Annotated in this window: 14 protein-coding genes; 11 read left to right on the forward strand and 3 right to left on the reverse strand. The window is 23.6% G+C overall.

Features of this window, described 5'->3' with window-relative positions:
- The first annotated feature begins 113 nt into the window (after positions 1–113).
- From MARPI_RS10760 to MARPI_RS06065, 3 genes are read left to right on the forward strand one after another with little or no spacing between them, the layout of a single operon-like run.
- A complete protein-coding gene (locus tag MARPI_RS10760) occupies positions 114–1,298 on the forward strand; it encodes a glycosyltransferase (RefSeq protein ID WP_014296710.1) in 1,185 nt (394 codons plus the stop codon).
- 27 nt (positions 1,299–1,325) lie between these two features.
- Positions 1,326–2,366, forward strand: a complete 1,041-nt coding sequence (locus MARPI_RS06060) for a glycosyltransferase family 2 protein (RefSeq protein ID WP_014296711.1) — start codon at positions 1,326–1,328, stop codon at positions 2,364–2,366.
- Between the two features lie 43 nt (positions 2,367–2,409).
- Entirely contained in the window at positions 2,410–3,852 is a 1,443-nt protein-coding gene (locus tag MARPI_RS06065; RefSeq protein WP_014296712.1) for an oligosaccharide flippase family protein, read from the forward strand.
- 631 nt (positions 3,853–4,483) lie between these two features.
- On the opposite strand, the gene MARPI_RS06075 is transcribed toward MARPI_RS06065, so the two are convergent.
- The 3 genes from MARPI_RS06075 to MARPI_RS06085 are packed head-to-tail and all read right to left on the reverse strand — an operon-like array spanning position 4,484 to position 5,209.
- Positions 4,484–4,705: a hypothetical protein gene (locus MARPI_RS06075; RefSeq protein ID WP_014296714.1), complete on the reverse strand. Its 222-nt coding sequence runs from the start codon at positions 4,703–4,705 to the stop codon at positions 4,484–4,486.
- Between the two features lie 60 nt (positions 4,706–4,765).
- Positions 4,766–4,978, reverse strand: a complete 213-nt coding sequence (locus tag MARPI_RS06080; protein WP_014296715.1) for a DUF2922 domain-containing protein — start codon at positions 4,976–4,978, stop codon at positions 4,766–4,768.
- Positions 4,979–4,993: 15 nt separating this feature from the next.
- Entirely contained in the window at positions 4,994–5,209 is a 216-nt protein-coding gene (locus MARPI_RS06085) for a DUF1659 domain-containing protein (protein WP_014296716.1), read from the reverse strand.
- A gap of 281 nt (positions 5,210–5,490) precedes the next feature.
- Between MARPI_RS06085 and MARPI_RS06090 the strand changes: the two genes are divergently transcribed.
- The 8 genes from MARPI_RS06090 to MARPI_RS06125 are packed head-to-tail and all read left to right on the forward strand — an operon-like array spanning position 5,491 to position 15,475.
- The gene (locus tag MARPI_RS06090; protein ID WP_014296717.1) at positions 5,491–6,912 is read left to right on the forward strand and encodes a sugar transferase; all 1,422 of its coding nucleotides are present in this window, start codon (positions 5,491–5,493) and stop codon (positions 6,910–6,912) included.
- Complete coding sequence (locus MARPI_RS06095; protein ID WP_014296718.1) at positions 6,913–8,010, forward strand: glycosyltransferase; 1,098 nt, start codon at positions 6,913–6,915, stop codon at positions 8,008–8,010.
- A gap of 2 nt (positions 8,011–8,012) precedes the next feature.
- Positions 8,013–9,146 (forward strand): glycosyltransferase, encoded by a 1,134-nt coding sequence (locus MARPI_RS06100; RefSeq protein ID WP_014296719.1) that lies wholly within the window; start codon positions 8,013–8,015, stop codon positions 9,144–9,146.
- Positions 9,143–10,408 carry an O-antigen ligase family protein gene (locus MARPI_RS06105; RefSeq protein ID WP_014296720.1) on the forward strand — a complete coding sequence of 422 codons (1,266 nt, stop codon included), beginning with the start codon at positions 9,143–9,145 and terminating at the stop codon, positions 10,406–10,408. Before MARPI_RS06100 ends, MARPI_RS06105 begins: the two co-directional genes overlap by 4 nt.
- Positions 10,398–12,185, forward strand: a complete 1,788-nt coding sequence (locus MARPI_RS06110) for a GumC family protein (protein WP_014296721.1) — start codon at positions 10,398–10,400, stop codon at positions 12,183–12,185. The genes MARPI_RS06105 and MARPI_RS06110 overlap by 11 nt, the downstream gene beginning before the upstream one ends.
- The gene (locus MARPI_RS06115; protein ID WP_014296722.1) at positions 12,182–13,291 is read left to right on the forward strand and encodes a glycosyltransferase; all 1,110 of its coding nucleotides are present in this window, start codon (positions 12,182–12,184) and stop codon (positions 13,289–13,291) included. The genes MARPI_RS06110 and MARPI_RS06115 overlap by 4 nt, the downstream gene beginning before the upstream one ends.
- Positions 13,288–14,544 carry a DUF7033 domain-containing protein gene (locus MARPI_RS06120; protein WP_014296723.1) on the forward strand — a complete coding sequence of 419 codons (1,257 nt, stop codon included), beginning with the start codon at positions 13,288–13,290 and terminating at the stop codon, positions 14,542–14,544. The genes MARPI_RS06115 and MARPI_RS06120 overlap by 4 nt, the downstream gene beginning before the upstream one ends.
- Positions 14,537–15,475 (forward strand): GNAT family N-acetyltransferase, encoded by a 939-nt coding sequence (locus tag MARPI_RS06125; protein ID WP_041638533.1) that lies wholly within the window; start codon positions 14,537–14,539, stop codon positions 15,473–15,475. Before MARPI_RS06120 ends, MARPI_RS06125 begins: the two co-directional genes overlap by 8 nt.
- Positions 15,476–15,486 lie beyond the last annotated feature (11 nt).

Consider the following 15,486-nt stretch of genomic DNA (forward strand, 5'->3'; position numbering starts at 1 on the left):
GGAAATTCTAAAATTGTTAAAAAAGCAACATATCTTAAAATACTATTTTTTTAGTTAAACTTAGGCTGTCTGCTGATTTTGGGTAAGTGCAATTATTTAGGAGGTTTTATAGGTTGAAAATAGTTTTAGTTGGAAATAAAAAATTTAATGTTTATGGTGGATATGAAAAAGTAATTTTAACTATTTTTAATTATCTAAAAAATAATTTAGATGATTTTACTTTTTATTTTTTAATTTCGTTATCTCACAATCAAAAGTTTGAAATAATTAAAGATTTTTCTAAATTTAATATTGAAAAATTTTCTGATTATAACAGTAAATATATTTACAAGTTTTTCTATTATTCTAAATTAATGAAAAATTTTATTCTGAATACAGAATTTTTGTTAAATTTTAACAGTACAAAACTTTATTTTAAAAAATATCATAAAGAAGAACCAGATATTATATTAGTAACCAATCCTTTTTACATTAATACTATTTATAAAATAAGAAATGAATTTTTCATCAATACTAAAATTATTTATTGGGACCATGGAGATTTAAATTTTTATGTAAAAAGATTTGAAAAAGATATATTCAGAAGAATATTATTGGAAAGAATTCTTATTAATAATATTAAAAAAGCTGATGCACATTTTGCTATTTCTACAGGAATTAAAAATTATATACAATCATATGATCCTTATTCAAAAGTTTATACAATCTTTAATCCCAGTTCTGTTAATAATAACAGAATCATAAAAAAATCTAAAACACCTATATTTACTTATATTGGAAGACTTGATGATAAAGTTAAAAATTTAAGTTTTATGTTTAAAGGATTATCTTTAATAAAAAAGAAATGGAAATTAAAAATTATTGGAACAGGACCTGATGAAAGAAAATTAAAAAAAATTGCTAAAAAACTTAAAATAGATTCTAAAATTGAGTGGTATGGATTTCAAAAAGATCCTTACTCTATTTTAGAGAATGAAGGTGTTTCTGCATTGTTATTAACTTCAAAATCTGAAGGATTACCTATGGTTCTTATTGAAGCTATATCAAATGGAATACCTGTTATTTCATCAAATTGTAAAACAGGGCCAGAGGATATAATTATTAATGGTGTAAACGGTTATTTATTTGAAGAAGGAAATTTAGATGATTTTGTAAACTTACTTTCTAAAGTAATAACTGATAAAATAAAAATAGCATCAAGAGATAAAATAAAAGAAACTGCAAAGAAATTTTCTGAAGAATTAGTCTGTAAAAATTTTTTAAATATATTGAAAGATATTTCAAATAAAAATTGTTAATAAAAAATTTCCTTAGGGAGGAGTCTAATGGATTTATCAATAATAATTCCTGCTTATAACTTAGAAAATTATATCGAAAATACGTTAAATTCTATAATTAATCAAAATGATAATTATTTAGATTTATTTGAAATTATTGTTGTAGATGATGGTTCTAAAGATAAAACTTATGATCGTGCTTTAAATTTATTATCTAAAAAAAACAATATTAATTATAAAATTTTTAAAAAACAAAATGGTGGAGTTAGTTCTGCCAGAAATTTTGGTTTGAAAAAAGCTTCTGGTAAATATGTTATGTTTTTAGATGGTGATGATTATATTGCTACTGATTTTTTGGAAAAAATTTTTAAAACTTTCAATTATGACGATTACGATATTATATTCTGGAAATATGATATTGTCGATGAGAAAAATAATATTGTGTTAAAATATGATGATGTTTATACTTTTCCAAAAAATTCTTCTATGCTCGATGGATTAAATATTCTTAATGAAATTTTGATAAATAAAAATTTATGGATTTGGACAGGAAGTATAATATATAAAAAGGACTTTTTATTACAAAATAATTTAAAGTTTTTTGAAAATTGCATTTATGGTGAAGATTTAGAATTTATTTTTAAATCTTTAACTCATGCAAAAAGGGGTTTTTTTATTAATTCAGTTCTTTCTTATTATCTTCAAAGAAAAAATTCAATAACAAAATCCTATAATATTAGGAGATTTGATAATATATATGCATTTCTAAGAACAGCAGAATATATGGAAAAAGTAAACAACAACAAATTCAAAAAAATTATTAAATATTTAAAATATGATCTTCTTATTGAACATTTTTTTCAAAATTATGATTTATTATATTATAGCTTTTTAAAAAATAAAGAAAGCAAATCTTTTTTTTCGATAATAAAAAAAGAATATAATAACTTATTTGATATTACATTAAAAATAATCCCATATTATATTGGTGATAAAAAAAGAATAAAATTTAGATCTTTTTTATATAGTAAATCAATAAAATTATATACTTTATTACTTAGAATTAATTTTTATATAAAAAAATATTAAATTTTATTTTTGTTTATTGAAGATTTTATAAAGGAGAATTTTAATGGGAAAGTCTATTAAAAAAAATTATTTTTATAATTTATCATATCAAATTTTTTCTATAATAGCTCCTTTAATTACGGCACCTTATATTGCAAGAATATTTGGACCAGAAAAAGTAGGAATATATGCTTTTATAAATACGGTTGTTAATTATTTTATATTATTTGGAAGTTTTAGTATAAATCTTTTTGCCTCTAGAGAATTAGCTTATTATAAAAATGATATCAAAAAACGAAGTCAAATTTTTTGGAATCTTGTATTACTAAATTTTATAAATATTTCTGCTTCATTATCTTTATTTTATTTATATTTATTTATAAAAAAACCTGAATATATAAGTTATTATTTCATACAATCTTTATTGTTTTTTTCATATATGTTTGATATAACATGGTTGTTTTCTTCTCAAGAAGAATTTGGAAAGATTGCTTTGAGAAATTTTGTTGTCAGAATTATATCCATAATTTTACTTTTTACTTTGATAAAGGAGCAAAGTGATTTATGGAAGTATTTTTTGATAAATTCTTTGACGCCTGTGATTGCTAATATTTCTTTATGGGGATTTATAAAAAAATATATTATTTTTGTAAAACCACATATTAAAAAAGCTTATAGTTATTTTCCACGAGTGATAAAAGTATTTCTTCCAACAATTGCAATATCTATTTATTCTATGCTTGATAAATTGATGTTAGGTATTTTTAGTACTAAAACACAAGTTGGATATTATGATTATTCACAAAAATTAGTGAGAATTCCATTAGCTATTATTACAAGTATTACACCTATAATAATGGTGAGAATGGCTGCAGAATTTAAAAATAATGATATTAATTCTGTTAAAATATATTTTTACAAATCTTTTAAATTTGCTACTTTTCTTTCTTTTTATCTTTTCTCTATGATGTATTCAGTTGTTCCAGAATTTATACCTTGGTTTTTTGGAAATAATTTTTTTGCAACTATAAAATTAATTCAAATTATATCTCCTATTATAATAGCAATTGCGCTTGGAACAACTGCAGGACATCAATTTTTGTTATCAATAGGAGAAGAAAACAAATTAACTTTAGCCTTATTTATAGGGGCAGGAATTAATTTTACTCTAAATTTATTTTTGATTCCAAAATATCAAGCAATTGGTGTTTCCTTAGCTTCAGTAATAGCAGAATGTTCTATAACCATAATTTTATATTTATTTGTTTCTAAATACTTAAACGTCTTGAATTTAATAAAAAATAACTGGTATTATTTAGTATTTTCTATTTTCACAATAATAGTTGTAAGATTTATAGGAAACAAAATGGGAGTTTCTATAATCACTAATATAATTCAAGTTTTTGTGGGAAGTTTAATATACATAGTTTTTGTTATTTTAGTTGATAAAGAAATTAGGAATTATTTTATTCAATTTTATAATACTAGGTTTAAAAATAAGTTATGAATTTGCCCAACAAAAATAAATACAGAAAAGTTTCAATAACTTATTATAATACAAATTATAATACAAAAATAAAATTACACACAATATTTCATCGCCAAAAAATTTAGAATGTTTTCAGTGGTTGAAAGAACTTCTAGAATTGTAATTTTTGGTTCTTCAAGAATCATCGTCTCAATTAATCTGTACAAAAACCTCAAACATCAATTGTAAAAGTAGAAACTATATAAAAATCACCGTGGATTGTTCTAATAAGAATTAGAAACTAATCCACGGTTTTTTAATCCCCATCCTGTATTTGTTTGATTATTGTTGTAAGTTTTTGGGGAATGTGTTTATAAATGTGTTGTAAATATGGAATAGGTCTTTTTCATTGTAAAAGCGCATGCCGCGCGTTTGAAGGTCTCCTGTTATAGGTTGAACATTAAGGTATTTTACAAGCTTTCTAAGTAGATCAGGATCAAAATTATATTTTTGACAAAAATAGGGTATGGTTATCACTATCCCCATCCTCCTTTTTCTACTTTTTTGTTTTTTTACAGATATATTTTACTACAAAATAGAGCTGATGTAAAGAGGTGTTTTTTAATTTTTTGAGTCAATTTTTTGAATGTTATTTTTAATTTTTATGATTTTAATTTTCAATTTCTTCTATTTCATCTTTTATTTCTTCTAATTTTTCGTCAAGTTCTGCAGATAGTAATTTTAGCTGTTTATCGAGCTCTTTGTTGAAATTTTTCTGTAATTCTTTTAATTCCTGAATTTTTTCTTTATCCTTTTCTTTTGATATTTCTGTTAGCATTTTAAAAAATTGATCCATTATGTTCAGGAGTAATATTTTTAAAAAATCCCACATAACATATCCCCTTTCATGGTATTTTTTAAAACAACCGGGCTTTTAATGCCCGGTTGTATGTTATTGAATTAAATCAAAGAGTTCATTGGTTGTTGTATCAACTATTGTTGCGCTGTCTTTTTCGTATCCTGAAGGAATAAATACTCCAACAAATGAGTCCATTGCATTTTGTACTTCTGTATCTGTTAAGTCTGCTTTTGGATCATTGAGATAAATTGTTTTTCTTTTTCCGTCTGTACTATTTACAAATGACATTCTTAATTTTTTTGCCATGCCACATCACCTCCATTAAGCCTGTAATTCGTAATTTTCTATTTTTTCAATTTTAAGTAATGGTTTTTCACATAATGATGCAAAGTTGTTTGATGCTGTGTAAACCTGATCATCTGTTGCTCCTGGCATTATGGTAAATGATTTTCTTTTAATAATCTTTTTTCCGTTTGCGTCTAATCCATAGTCAAACCCTATTCTAACTTTTTCCCCTGCACTTAATTTTGTTGCCATACTTTCATCTCCTTTCATTTTTTTGTTTTTATTTTTTCTCTGTCAGCGCTGACGATTGTAGTATATCCCATTGTTTTTGCAGGGGAATATTCAGCAATTTATTGGCAAATTTCGTTACTAACGCGTAACATTATCCGGCGTAAAAAAAGAAATTTTTCATTTAATTTCAAAATATTGATTGCTAATTTTAATTTTGGGAGAATGGTTTTATGCTATAATTATAATGCAATGTTTATACTTGATAATAATTGGTTAATAGCGCTTAATATAAAGGAGGCTTTATGGATAATATAAATATAATTCAAAAAAGAACTGTAAGAAGAGGCTTCAAAAAATCAATATATGGTTTAATATTGATGGTTATTGATTTTTTAATCCTAACTTCTTTACATTTTATTCCTAAAATTTCAATATTTGACAGAACAGATCCTTATCTTATTTTTATTTCTTCAGGAATATTGATTGTAATATATATATTTAAAAAGATGTATTATTTTGAGAGTTATTTATTCTGGGATGAACTTGTTAATATTATCCATTCTGTAACTATATATTTTTTTATTATGTTGCTATTAGCAATAGCAAAAAATAGTTATATGGACTTGTTTAGTTTATTTACTATTTCAATATTTTTTGTACTTGTAGATTCAGTTATTAGATATATATATAGAAAAATTCTCAAAAAATTTAATCTTTTAAAAACTAATGTGATTATTTTAGGTACTGGAGAATTAGCTCAAATTGTATACGACAAAATAAAAGAACATCCTTTTACCATGTATAATTTTTTAGGATTCTTAAAAACAGATTTTGATAAAAATAACATTGTAAATGAAAATAAAGTTTTAGGTTATATCGATGAAATAAATACTTTAATTTTTAATAATGAAGTTGAAGAAATACTTATAGCTATTCCAAATTTATCAAAGAAAGAACTTTCTAATATTGTTGCCAAATTAGAGAGAAATGTTAGAAAAATAAAATATATTCCTGACTTATATGGTTTAATGAGTTTTTCAACACATATTCAAGATTTGGATGGAATTCTTGCAATTACTGCAGTTCAGGAATTATTAAATCCTTTAAATTTAATGATTAAAAGAATTTTTGATATTGTTTTATCAATAATTGGCATTATATTAACTTCTCCGATTTTTTTAATTATCGCTTTTTTGATTAAAAAAGAAGATGGTGGGCCAATATTTTTTAAACATAAAAGAATTGGTAAGGATTTAAAGGAATTTGAAATGTATAAATTCCGTTCTATGTATCCTGATGCTGAAAAAAGACTTCAAGAATTATTAGCCAGTGATGAAAAAATTAGAGAAGAATGGTTTAAACATTTTAAATTAAAGAATGATCCAAGAATTACAAAAATAGGAAAATTTTTAAGAAAAACTTCTCTTGATGAGTTACCTCAATTGTTTAATGTTTTGAAAGGTGATATGAGTTTAGTTGGACCAAGACCTGTAGTAAGAAAAGAAGTTGAACTGTATTATGGAGAAGAGGTTGCCAAAGAAGTTTTTTCTATAAAACCTGGAATTACTGGAATGTGGCAGGCAAACGGAAGAAGTGATGTCGAAGATTACAGTGAAAGAATTGCTCTTGATTTATATTATTTAAGAAATTGGTCTCTGGAATTAGATTTTATAATTCTCTTGAAGACTATAAAAATAGTGATTGATAAGAAAGGAGCATATTAATTGAAATTATTATCTATATCCAGAAATTATTTTCCAGAAATTGGCGGAATTCAAATTGTCGCAAAAGAAATAAACAAATGTTTTGATTCTATCGCTTTAACATATAACTATACTAATGAAAAAATATATAAAGTAGACAACATTGAGGGAACGATCGTGCATAGAGTTCCCATTTTTTTTGAGAAAGGTTCTGTAAGAATTTCTCTAAATTATAGAAAGGCTCTTGATAAATTATCAAAAGATGTTGATATGATTCTATATCATTTTGCCTCAGGACAGCCTGAATTAGATATTTTTATAAATGGTAAAATCCAAAATAAACCAAATATATGTTTTTATCATATGGATATTGCAGGAAGAGGAACTTTTGGAAATCTATATAATCATATAATAGTCAAAACTTTTCTTAAAAATATGGATAAAATAATAGTAACTTCTCCAAATATAATTAAGACTTCTCCAGTTTTAAGGGATTTTAAAGACAAGATAGAAGTTGTTCCTTTATTTGTTGATACAAATCATTTTTATCCTAGAAAAGATAATGTTAGAAATAAATTTATTAATAATGATGAAAAATTGATTTTGTATGTTGGAAGGTTTGGTAGATATAAAGGGCTTGAATATTTAATTGAATCTTTAAGATTTTTACCTGAAAATTATAAATTACTTTTAGTTGGTAAAGGTAAGAAAGAAAAAGAATTAAAGGATTTAGTAAAAAAGTATAATTTTAATAATAGAGTTATTTTTCTAAATCATGTTAAGTATCAGGATTTACCGTTTTATTATTCTGCGGCTGATGTTTTTGTTTTACCTTCTATTGATAGAGGTGAAGCTTTTGGATTAGTCGCACTTGAAGCAATGGCATGTGGAATACCTGTAATAACTACAGAATTAGGTACAGGAACTACATATCATAATATAAACGGAGAAACAGGTATTCATGTTCCTCCAAAAAACTCAAAAGAAATTGCAAACGCTGTAAATACAATTGTTTCACAGGACTGGAAAAATAAAAAAAATGATATAATAATTAATAGAGCTAAAGATTTTGATATTAAAGTGTTTCAAAGAAAAATTAAAAAAATATTAGAGGTGTAATAATGAAAAAAATTCTGATCTTAGATCATGCTTATTGGTATGGTGGAGCAGAAAAAGTTCTTGTTGAATTTCTAAAAGGATACAATAGAAATAAATATGATATAACTGTTGGTGTGACATGTGAAAGTGAATTTACAGAAAAATTAAACGAAACAAACGTTAAATATGAAGTTTTTCCACTAAGTAGAGATGTACTTGAAATGAGCAGATCAAAATTATCTGCTAAATTACTTCCAAAATATATTGAATACAAAAAAATGATAAAATCTATAGAAAAATTCATAAAAAAAGAAAAAATAGATTTAATTTTTACGAATTCTATGAAAGCTCATATTTATGGAGGGCAACTTTCAAGAAAACTAGGTATTAAAGCTGTTGCAAGAGTACATGATCATATAAATGATGAGTTCATAAAACCTTTAAAACTACTTTTAAAAAATACTTTTAATAATGATTTTTATCATATTTCATGTGTTTCAAATGCTGTGAAAAATTCCCTTATTGAAATTGGAATAAATAAAAATAAATTATCTGTTTTATATAACGGAATTACACTTAATCCATCTCTTAAAAGCATGGATTTTTACAAAAATTTATATAAAATATCTGAAGATGATTTTATTATTGGAACTGTTGGATGGATCCATCCAAATAAGAATCAATTACTGATTTTACAAGGGTTACATGAAATTTTAAAAGATAATATAAAATTAATGATTGTAGGGGGATATACCCCACCAAATAAAAATTATTATATGAGTATTAAAAATTATATTAATTCAAATAACCTGGAAAACAATGTTATTTTAACGGGACATACTAAAGATATTTCCGGTCATTATTCTATTATGGATACTTTAATTCATTTTCCTGAAACCGATTCTCTTCCAACAGTATTAATTGAAGGTATTATATCCGGAAAAACTGTGGTTGCAAGAAACATTAGCGGAATTCCTGAAATTTTAAATAATAAAAATGGATATCTTGTTGATTCAATTGAAGAAGCAAAAGATATTATTTTTAATATATATAAATATCCTGAAAAATATAAATTAAACGTAGATATGGAAGATTTTGAAAAAAAATTCTCTTATGATAATTATATAAAAGGAATAGAGGAGCTTTTGGAAAAATGATATTTAATCTAAAAGATATTGTACTTTTAAGTTTTCATTTTGGATTTCTTTTTTCATTTTTTAATATTGTTCCTGCATATCCTATTTTTATTGTACTAGGAATAGTTTTTTTAATATTATATGTATACATCCCAGAAAAGTTAGTTTTTTCAAGAACAAATAAACTATTTTATATTATAGGATTTTTTTACTTTTCTAGCGCTTTGATTTCAGGTGTTAAACTTTCAGAATTTTTTTCTTATAATAATTTTAGACATGATGGAAATTTTTATATTACTTATATGCCGCTTTTTTTACCTTTTTTACATGGTTATTTTAGATCAAAAATAAATTATAAACAATTACTAATAAAAATATACGTTTTTATTAGTTTTATTACTTTATTATTGACTCTATCTTTTTTATTAAATCATCCTATAGGGATTTCCGCAGATGGAATATATCATTATCTATTTAAAGCACATAATGCAGCTGGTGGATATTATTTAATGATTTCTTTATTTGGTTTGTTTTTGTTTTTTGAAAAAAAATCGTTTTTTTATGGTTTTCTTTTTGTTTCTAATGCTGTAGCTTTATATTTTACCAAATCTCGTGGTTCATTATTGGCCTTTTTGTGGGTAATGGGACTATTAATAATTGACTTTTTATTTAAAAATAAAAAGCTTAAAAAAGCTTATTATATTTTAACAATAATTGGTTCTATTTTGATTATAGGTGGAGCTTATTATTTGTCAAAAGAACATGGAGTTTATAATTTACAACCTACTAATGCTGAAGTTTTTGATTTAAATAATCCTAACCGAACTGCTAATATTTCAGACAGACTTTTTGTACTCTGGCCAAGAGCTATAGATGATTTTTTAAGAAGTCCTTTATTTGGTATTGGATTTACACGTTATAATGATTTGCCTTATCGTTTTATCGGTATTGAACATATTTTTATGATTAATACATCAAAAGTCTTTTTCTCTGATGCACATGCACATAATTCTTTTTTACATATACTAGCTGAAACAGGAATAATAGGTTTTATTTTTTTAATCTTATTATTAAAAGAGCTGTTTTTTATTGCAAAAAAAATACCTGATAAATTCTTTTCTCAATATGTTTATTATTCAATATTTGCTATAATGATAGCCGGACTTACTGAACATAGAATATATACTCCTGCTCAGGTTATGCCTTTTACCATTATTTTAGAGATAATCATTTATATATATTATAATCAAATTTATGCGGAGGATGAAATAGATGAGAACTGAAATTACTTTACGAGATATTATTAATACATTAAAAAGACGATTTTATATTTTAATTATAGTTTTTATTTTAGTTTTTTGGGGAGTTATGTATATTTATAATATTCTCCCAAAATCATATGAATCATATATGGAAATTGAATTAAATTTAAATCAAAATAATTCTTCAAGTCAGATTGAATCTCTTTTTAATTTAGGAGGTTCTAATACTGAATTAAAAGCTGAAATTGAAAAAATGAAAACAGATGAAATTTTAAGAAATATTGTTAGAGATTTTAATTTAGTTGAATCAAAAAACAAATCGCGTCATATTATAGATAGGTTAAGAGGCAAGATATACTATGAAAGAGATTTAATAGAAATTCTTAAAGATCAATTGAAAATAGAGCCTGTTGAAGGAACAAATATTTTGAAAATCTCTATCCAAAAATCTTCTCCTGACTATGCAAAAAGGTTTATTGATTCATGGTTTAAATATTATAAATTATATAGAGAAAATTATCAAAAAAAGGTTAATGCTGAAAAACTTGAATATTTAAATCCTATTCTGAAAAAAGTTGAAAATGATTTAGATGAAATTTCCAAAAAGGTTTTAGATTTTGAATTAAAAAATAAAATTACAGAAAATAATCCTTTAATGGATAAGTATTATGAAATAGTGAAAGAATTATATCAGTATGAAGAAGAAAAAAATACTTTAGATATTAAAGTTAAAAACTTTGAAAATGTGTATTTGAATATCGATCCTCAAATGAAAGAAATTTATCTTACAGAAAAAAATCAGCAAATTAAAAACATAAAATTAGAATTAGAAAATACACAATACGAATATGAAACTGTTAAAATTTTATCTCCAAATTCGCCAAAAGCTATTGAATTAAAAACAAAGATAGATGTGTTAAAAGCACAATTAGAAAAGAAATTAAATGTGATTATTAATAATAAAGATATTTATCTTAGTTCTATATCGCCCGATTTATTAAGTCAGTATAAGGAATTAAAGTATTCATATGAGGTATTGGATACAAGATATCAGATGCTTAAAAACCTTGAAAAAGACTTGAGCAAAAAAATTATAGATCAATCTCCTGTTATGTATGAATATTTAAAATTAAAAAAAGAACAAAAGATTTTAGAGGAAAAATATGAAATTATAAAAAATACTATTGAACAAATTACTATTAACAACCTTTTAAATACAGAAAAAATTAAAATCATAAATGCATCATTTACTCCAACAAGAGCCATTTTTCCATCTTTTAAAATGTTTTTTGTTGGTGGATTTTTATTTGCATTTTTTATTGGGTCCATTGTTGCTTTAAGATTTGAATTGAAGGATAATAAAATTCATTCACTAAAGGATTTTGAATATAATTTTAAAAGTCCTGAAGTTGTAATAAATAGCCAAAAAGATATACATGATATTTCTAAGTATATTTATGGATTAAATAAAAATAATATTTTAATTTTAAATACGATAACTAAAAAAGATATACTTGAAAAAATTGAAAATATGTTGAATGAAGAACTTAAAATTTTAGACTATAATTTTATTTCTATTTCTAATCTTGATATTTCAAAAATTAAAGAATTAGAAAAAAAGATAAATTCCGAAAATAATATTGTTTTCTTAAAAGAATTTGATAAGAATGATCTTGCTATTTTAAGTAACAAAATTGATTTTGTTATTACTATTGTTTCAGAGAAATATTCTGTTATTAAAAATACTGATATTGCAGAAAACTCTATTATCTTTTTTAAGAAAGGTATATTAAAATGAAAGGACTTTATATTACTAAAGAGGATATTTTAAATCCTGAAATGAATGGTGTATTTAGAAAAATCTATGGTCAAATTTCTGCATTTAAAAAATCAGAAATTAATATTGATTTTGTTTATTTTAAAGGTAGTAAAATGGTTATAAACAATGATTCAAAAAAATCTTATTCTTCTAAATTCAAAAGGAATTTATCTATGTTCTCTGATATATTAAAGTTTACAGATATAACAAATTATGATTTTTTATATATACGATATCCTTTTTCTACTAAAGATTTCATCTCTTTTTTAAAAAAAATAAAAAGCTATAATTTAAAGGTTTTTGTTGAAATCCCAACTTTTCCATATGATGATGAAATCCATAATTTTAAACAAAAATTAAAATTATATAATGATAAAATTTATAGAAATTTCCTCAAGAAATTTGTTGATTATATTGTTACTTATTCAGAACACGATGAAATTTTGGGAATAAAAACTATAAAAATTGTTAATGGAATAGATGTTGATAAAATTCCCGTTAGAAGCCCGCTACCTAAAAATAAAAATAGAATTGATTTAATCGGTGTGGCAAATGTTAGCAAATGGCATGGCTACGATAGATTAATTAAAGGATTAGAAGAATATTATAAAAACAAATATGAAAAAGAGGTTTATTTTCATATCGTTGGTGAAGGGCCTGAATTGGAAAATCTAAAATTATTAACTCAAAATTTAAAATTAGATAAATTTGTTATTTTCCACGGTTTTAAAACCGGAAAAGATTTAGATGAATTATTTAATTTAGCTGATGTTGGAATTGGGAGTCTAGGAATGTATAGAATAGGATTAAAAAAAGGGGCTATTTTAAAATTAAGAGAATATTGTTCAAGAGGTTTGCCTTTTATTTATGGATATGATGATTCAGATTTTGATAGTTTTAAATATGCATTTAAAGTTCCAAATAATAGTTCTATTATACATATCAATGAGATTATTGATTTTTACGAAAAATTTAAAGATAGAGATTACATAAATGAGATACGAAAATATGCAGAAAAGAATTTGAGCTGGGCAGTGAAGTTAAAACCTATCATAGAAAAATTATCTATAGGTGATTTTTTATGAATTTAAATATTCAGGATATTAAAATTTATGTAGAAAGATTTTTAAACAGCATTTTCAAAGGAGAAATAAAAATAAATGTTGTAAACGATTATTATGTATTAAATAATATATTAGATTTTAGAATTTATAAATTCTGGGAAAAATCCGATGAAGAACTATTAAATGACTTTGAAGATTGTTCCTTTAAGAATGATTATATTGGAACAATATTTTTCTTTTTATCTGGATATTGGGAATATATTCATAATGATAAAAAGGATCAATATGGAAGATTTATTTATAATGAAAGCTTTCAATATAAAAAGAATATTATCGAAGTACCTATTGTTGATATTCTTGTTGATAATATAAAAGAAGAATTAAACCTGGAATATAAAGCAAATAAATCTTTACTTTTTTTGACACATGATGTAGATCATTTATCTTTTTTAAAACAAAAGATTTTTTATAGAAAGTTATTTGGAGATATTATAAAACGAAGAAATTTCAAAGATGCTCTGGATAAAATTTTAAGAAAAATTAAAAATAATGATCCTTACGATTTAAAATATCTATTATTTACACATAAAAAATTAAATATTAAAGGTACCTTTTTTTTTCTTCCTAAAAAGCAAGAAAAAAATATTGATGGTGGCTATAATTTATTGAAAAATCAGGAATACTTAAAAAGAATATTTAATGAAATAATTAAGAGTAATGGAAATATCGGTATACACTATGATGCTAAATATCTAATGAATAAAGACATGAAAAAAGATATATCTGATATAAAAAGTATTTTTAATGTAAATATTTTTTCTGGAAGAGCACATTATTTGATTTTTGATATAACAAAAACTTTTGATATTTTAGAAAAATCTGGAATTATATTAGATACAACAGGTGGTTATGCAGAAAATATTGGTTTTAGATTTGGGACATCGAAACCTTTTAAACCTTATAATTTTAATGAAAAACGAGAATATAATTTAATCGAAGTTCCTTTAATTGTTATGGAAGGAACTTTGCAAAATAAAAATTATATGAATTTAACTCCCGATGATGGATTTAATAAAATAAAAAAGATGATTGATAAAATTGAAAAATACAACGGAATTTTTACTTTTTTATGGCATAATTCGTCTTTTTATACCATTGATTGGAAAGACTGGGAATGGATATATGTAGAAAGCGTTAAATACGCACTAAATAAAGGCTTTTTAAGCGTTAACGCTCAGGATATTTTAAATATATGGAGTGAAAATGATGAGTAATAAAGATTTATATAAAAACTTTTGTGAAAAAGAACCTATTCCTGTATTTAGCCAATATTGGTGGTTAGATGCTGTTTGTGGAGAAAATAATTGGGATGTTATTCTGGTAGAAAAAGGTGGAGAAATATGGGCAAGTATGCCTTTTTTTAAAAAGAAAAAATTGTTTTTTTCGCTTCTTTCTATGCCACCTTTAACACAAAAATTAGGTCCTTATATAAGATACCCAAAAAACCAGGGATATTATAAAAAACTTTCATGGGAAAAAGAGATTATGAATGAATTAATTTCAAAATTACCAAAATTTGATAAGTTTTATCAAAAGTGGGATTATAAATATCAAAATTGGTTACCTTTTTATTGGAAAGGATTTAAACAAACAACACTATATACTTATGTAATAAAAAAAGGAAAGTCTATAGATGATATTTATAATAATTTTCATTCTTCAGTAAAACGTAGATTGAAAAAAGCTGAAAAGTTAAATTTGAAAGTTATAGAAAGTGATGATTATAAGTCATTTTATGATATAAATAAAAGAACTTTTGAGCGAAAAAATCAAAGAATTCAGCATTCATTAGATTTAGTTGAAAAAATCTTTTTTGCGGCTAAAAAACATAATTCTTTAAAACTTTACTTTGCTGTTGATCAATATGATGAAATATATGCTGCTGGCTTTTTTGTATATGATAAAGATAGTGTTTATTATTTATTAGGAGGTATAAATCCCGAAAAAAAGGATTCTGGAGCAATGAATTTGGTAATATATGAAGGAATAAAATTTGCTATTGAAAATAATTTGAATTTTGATTTTGAGGGAAGTATGGTAGAACCTATAGAAAAATATTTTAGAAGTTTTGGGGCTGTTCAAAAGAGGTATTTTTTAATATTTGCTACCAATAATAAATTGCTTAAAATTTTTACAAAATTATAAAACAGGAGGAT

It is taken from the genome of Marinitoga piezophila KA3 (genome assembly GCF_000255135.1).
GTDB lineage: Bacteria > Thermotogota > Thermotogae > Petrotogales > Petrotogaceae > Marinitoga > Marinitoga piezophila.

What these genes read in the sequence shown, in the direction of transcription:
- MARPI_RS06060 (WP_014296711.1), top strand. Translation starts at nt 1,326, where the DNA reads ATGGATTTATCAATAATAATTCCTGCTTATAACTTAGAAAATTATATC.
- MARPI_RS06065 (WP_014296712.1), top strand. Translation starts at nt 2,410, where the DNA reads ATGGGAAAGTCTATTAAAAAAAATTATTTTTATAATTTATCATATCAA.
- MARPI_RS06075 (WP_014296714.1), bottom strand. Translation starts at nt 4,705, where the DNA reads ATGTGGGATTTTTTAAAAATATTACTCCTGAACATAATGGATCAATTT.
- MARPI_RS06080 (WP_014296715.1), bottom strand. Translation starts at nt 4,978, where the DNA reads ATGGCAAAAAAATTAAGAATGTCATTTGTAAATAGTACAGACGGAAAA.
- MARPI_RS06085 (WP_014296716.1), bottom strand. Translation starts at nt 5,209, where the DNA reads ATGGCAACAAAATTAAGTGCAGGGGAAAAAGTTAGAATAGGGTTTGAC.
- MARPI_RS06090 (WP_014296717.1), top strand. Translation starts at nt 5,491, where the DNA reads ATGGATAATATAAATATAATTCAAAAAAGAACTGTAAGAAGAGGCTTC.
- MARPI_RS06100 (WP_014296719.1), top strand. Translation starts at nt 8,013, where the DNA reads ATGAAAAAAATTCTGATCTTAGATCATGCTTATTGGTATGGTGGAGCA.
- MARPI_RS06105 (WP_014296720.1), top strand. Translation starts at nt 9,143, where the DNA reads ATGATATTTAATCTAAAAGATATTGTACTTTTAAGTTTTCATTTTGGA.
- MARPI_RS06110 (WP_014296721.1), top strand. Translation starts at nt 10,398, where the DNA reads ATGAGAACTGAAATTACTTTACGAGATATTATTAATACATTAAAAAGA.
- MARPI_RS06115 (WP_014296722.1), top strand. Translation starts at nt 12,182, where the DNA reads ATGAAAGGACTTTATATTACTAAAGAGGATATTTTAAATCCTGAAATG.
- MARPI_RS06120 (WP_014296723.1), top strand. Translation starts at nt 13,288, where the DNA reads ATGAATTTAAATATTCAGGATATTAAAATTTATGTAGAAAGATTTTTA.
- MARPI_RS06125 (WP_041638533.1), top strand. Translation starts at nt 14,537, where the DNA reads ATGAGTAATAAAGATTTATATAAAAACTTTTGTGAAAAAGAACCTATT.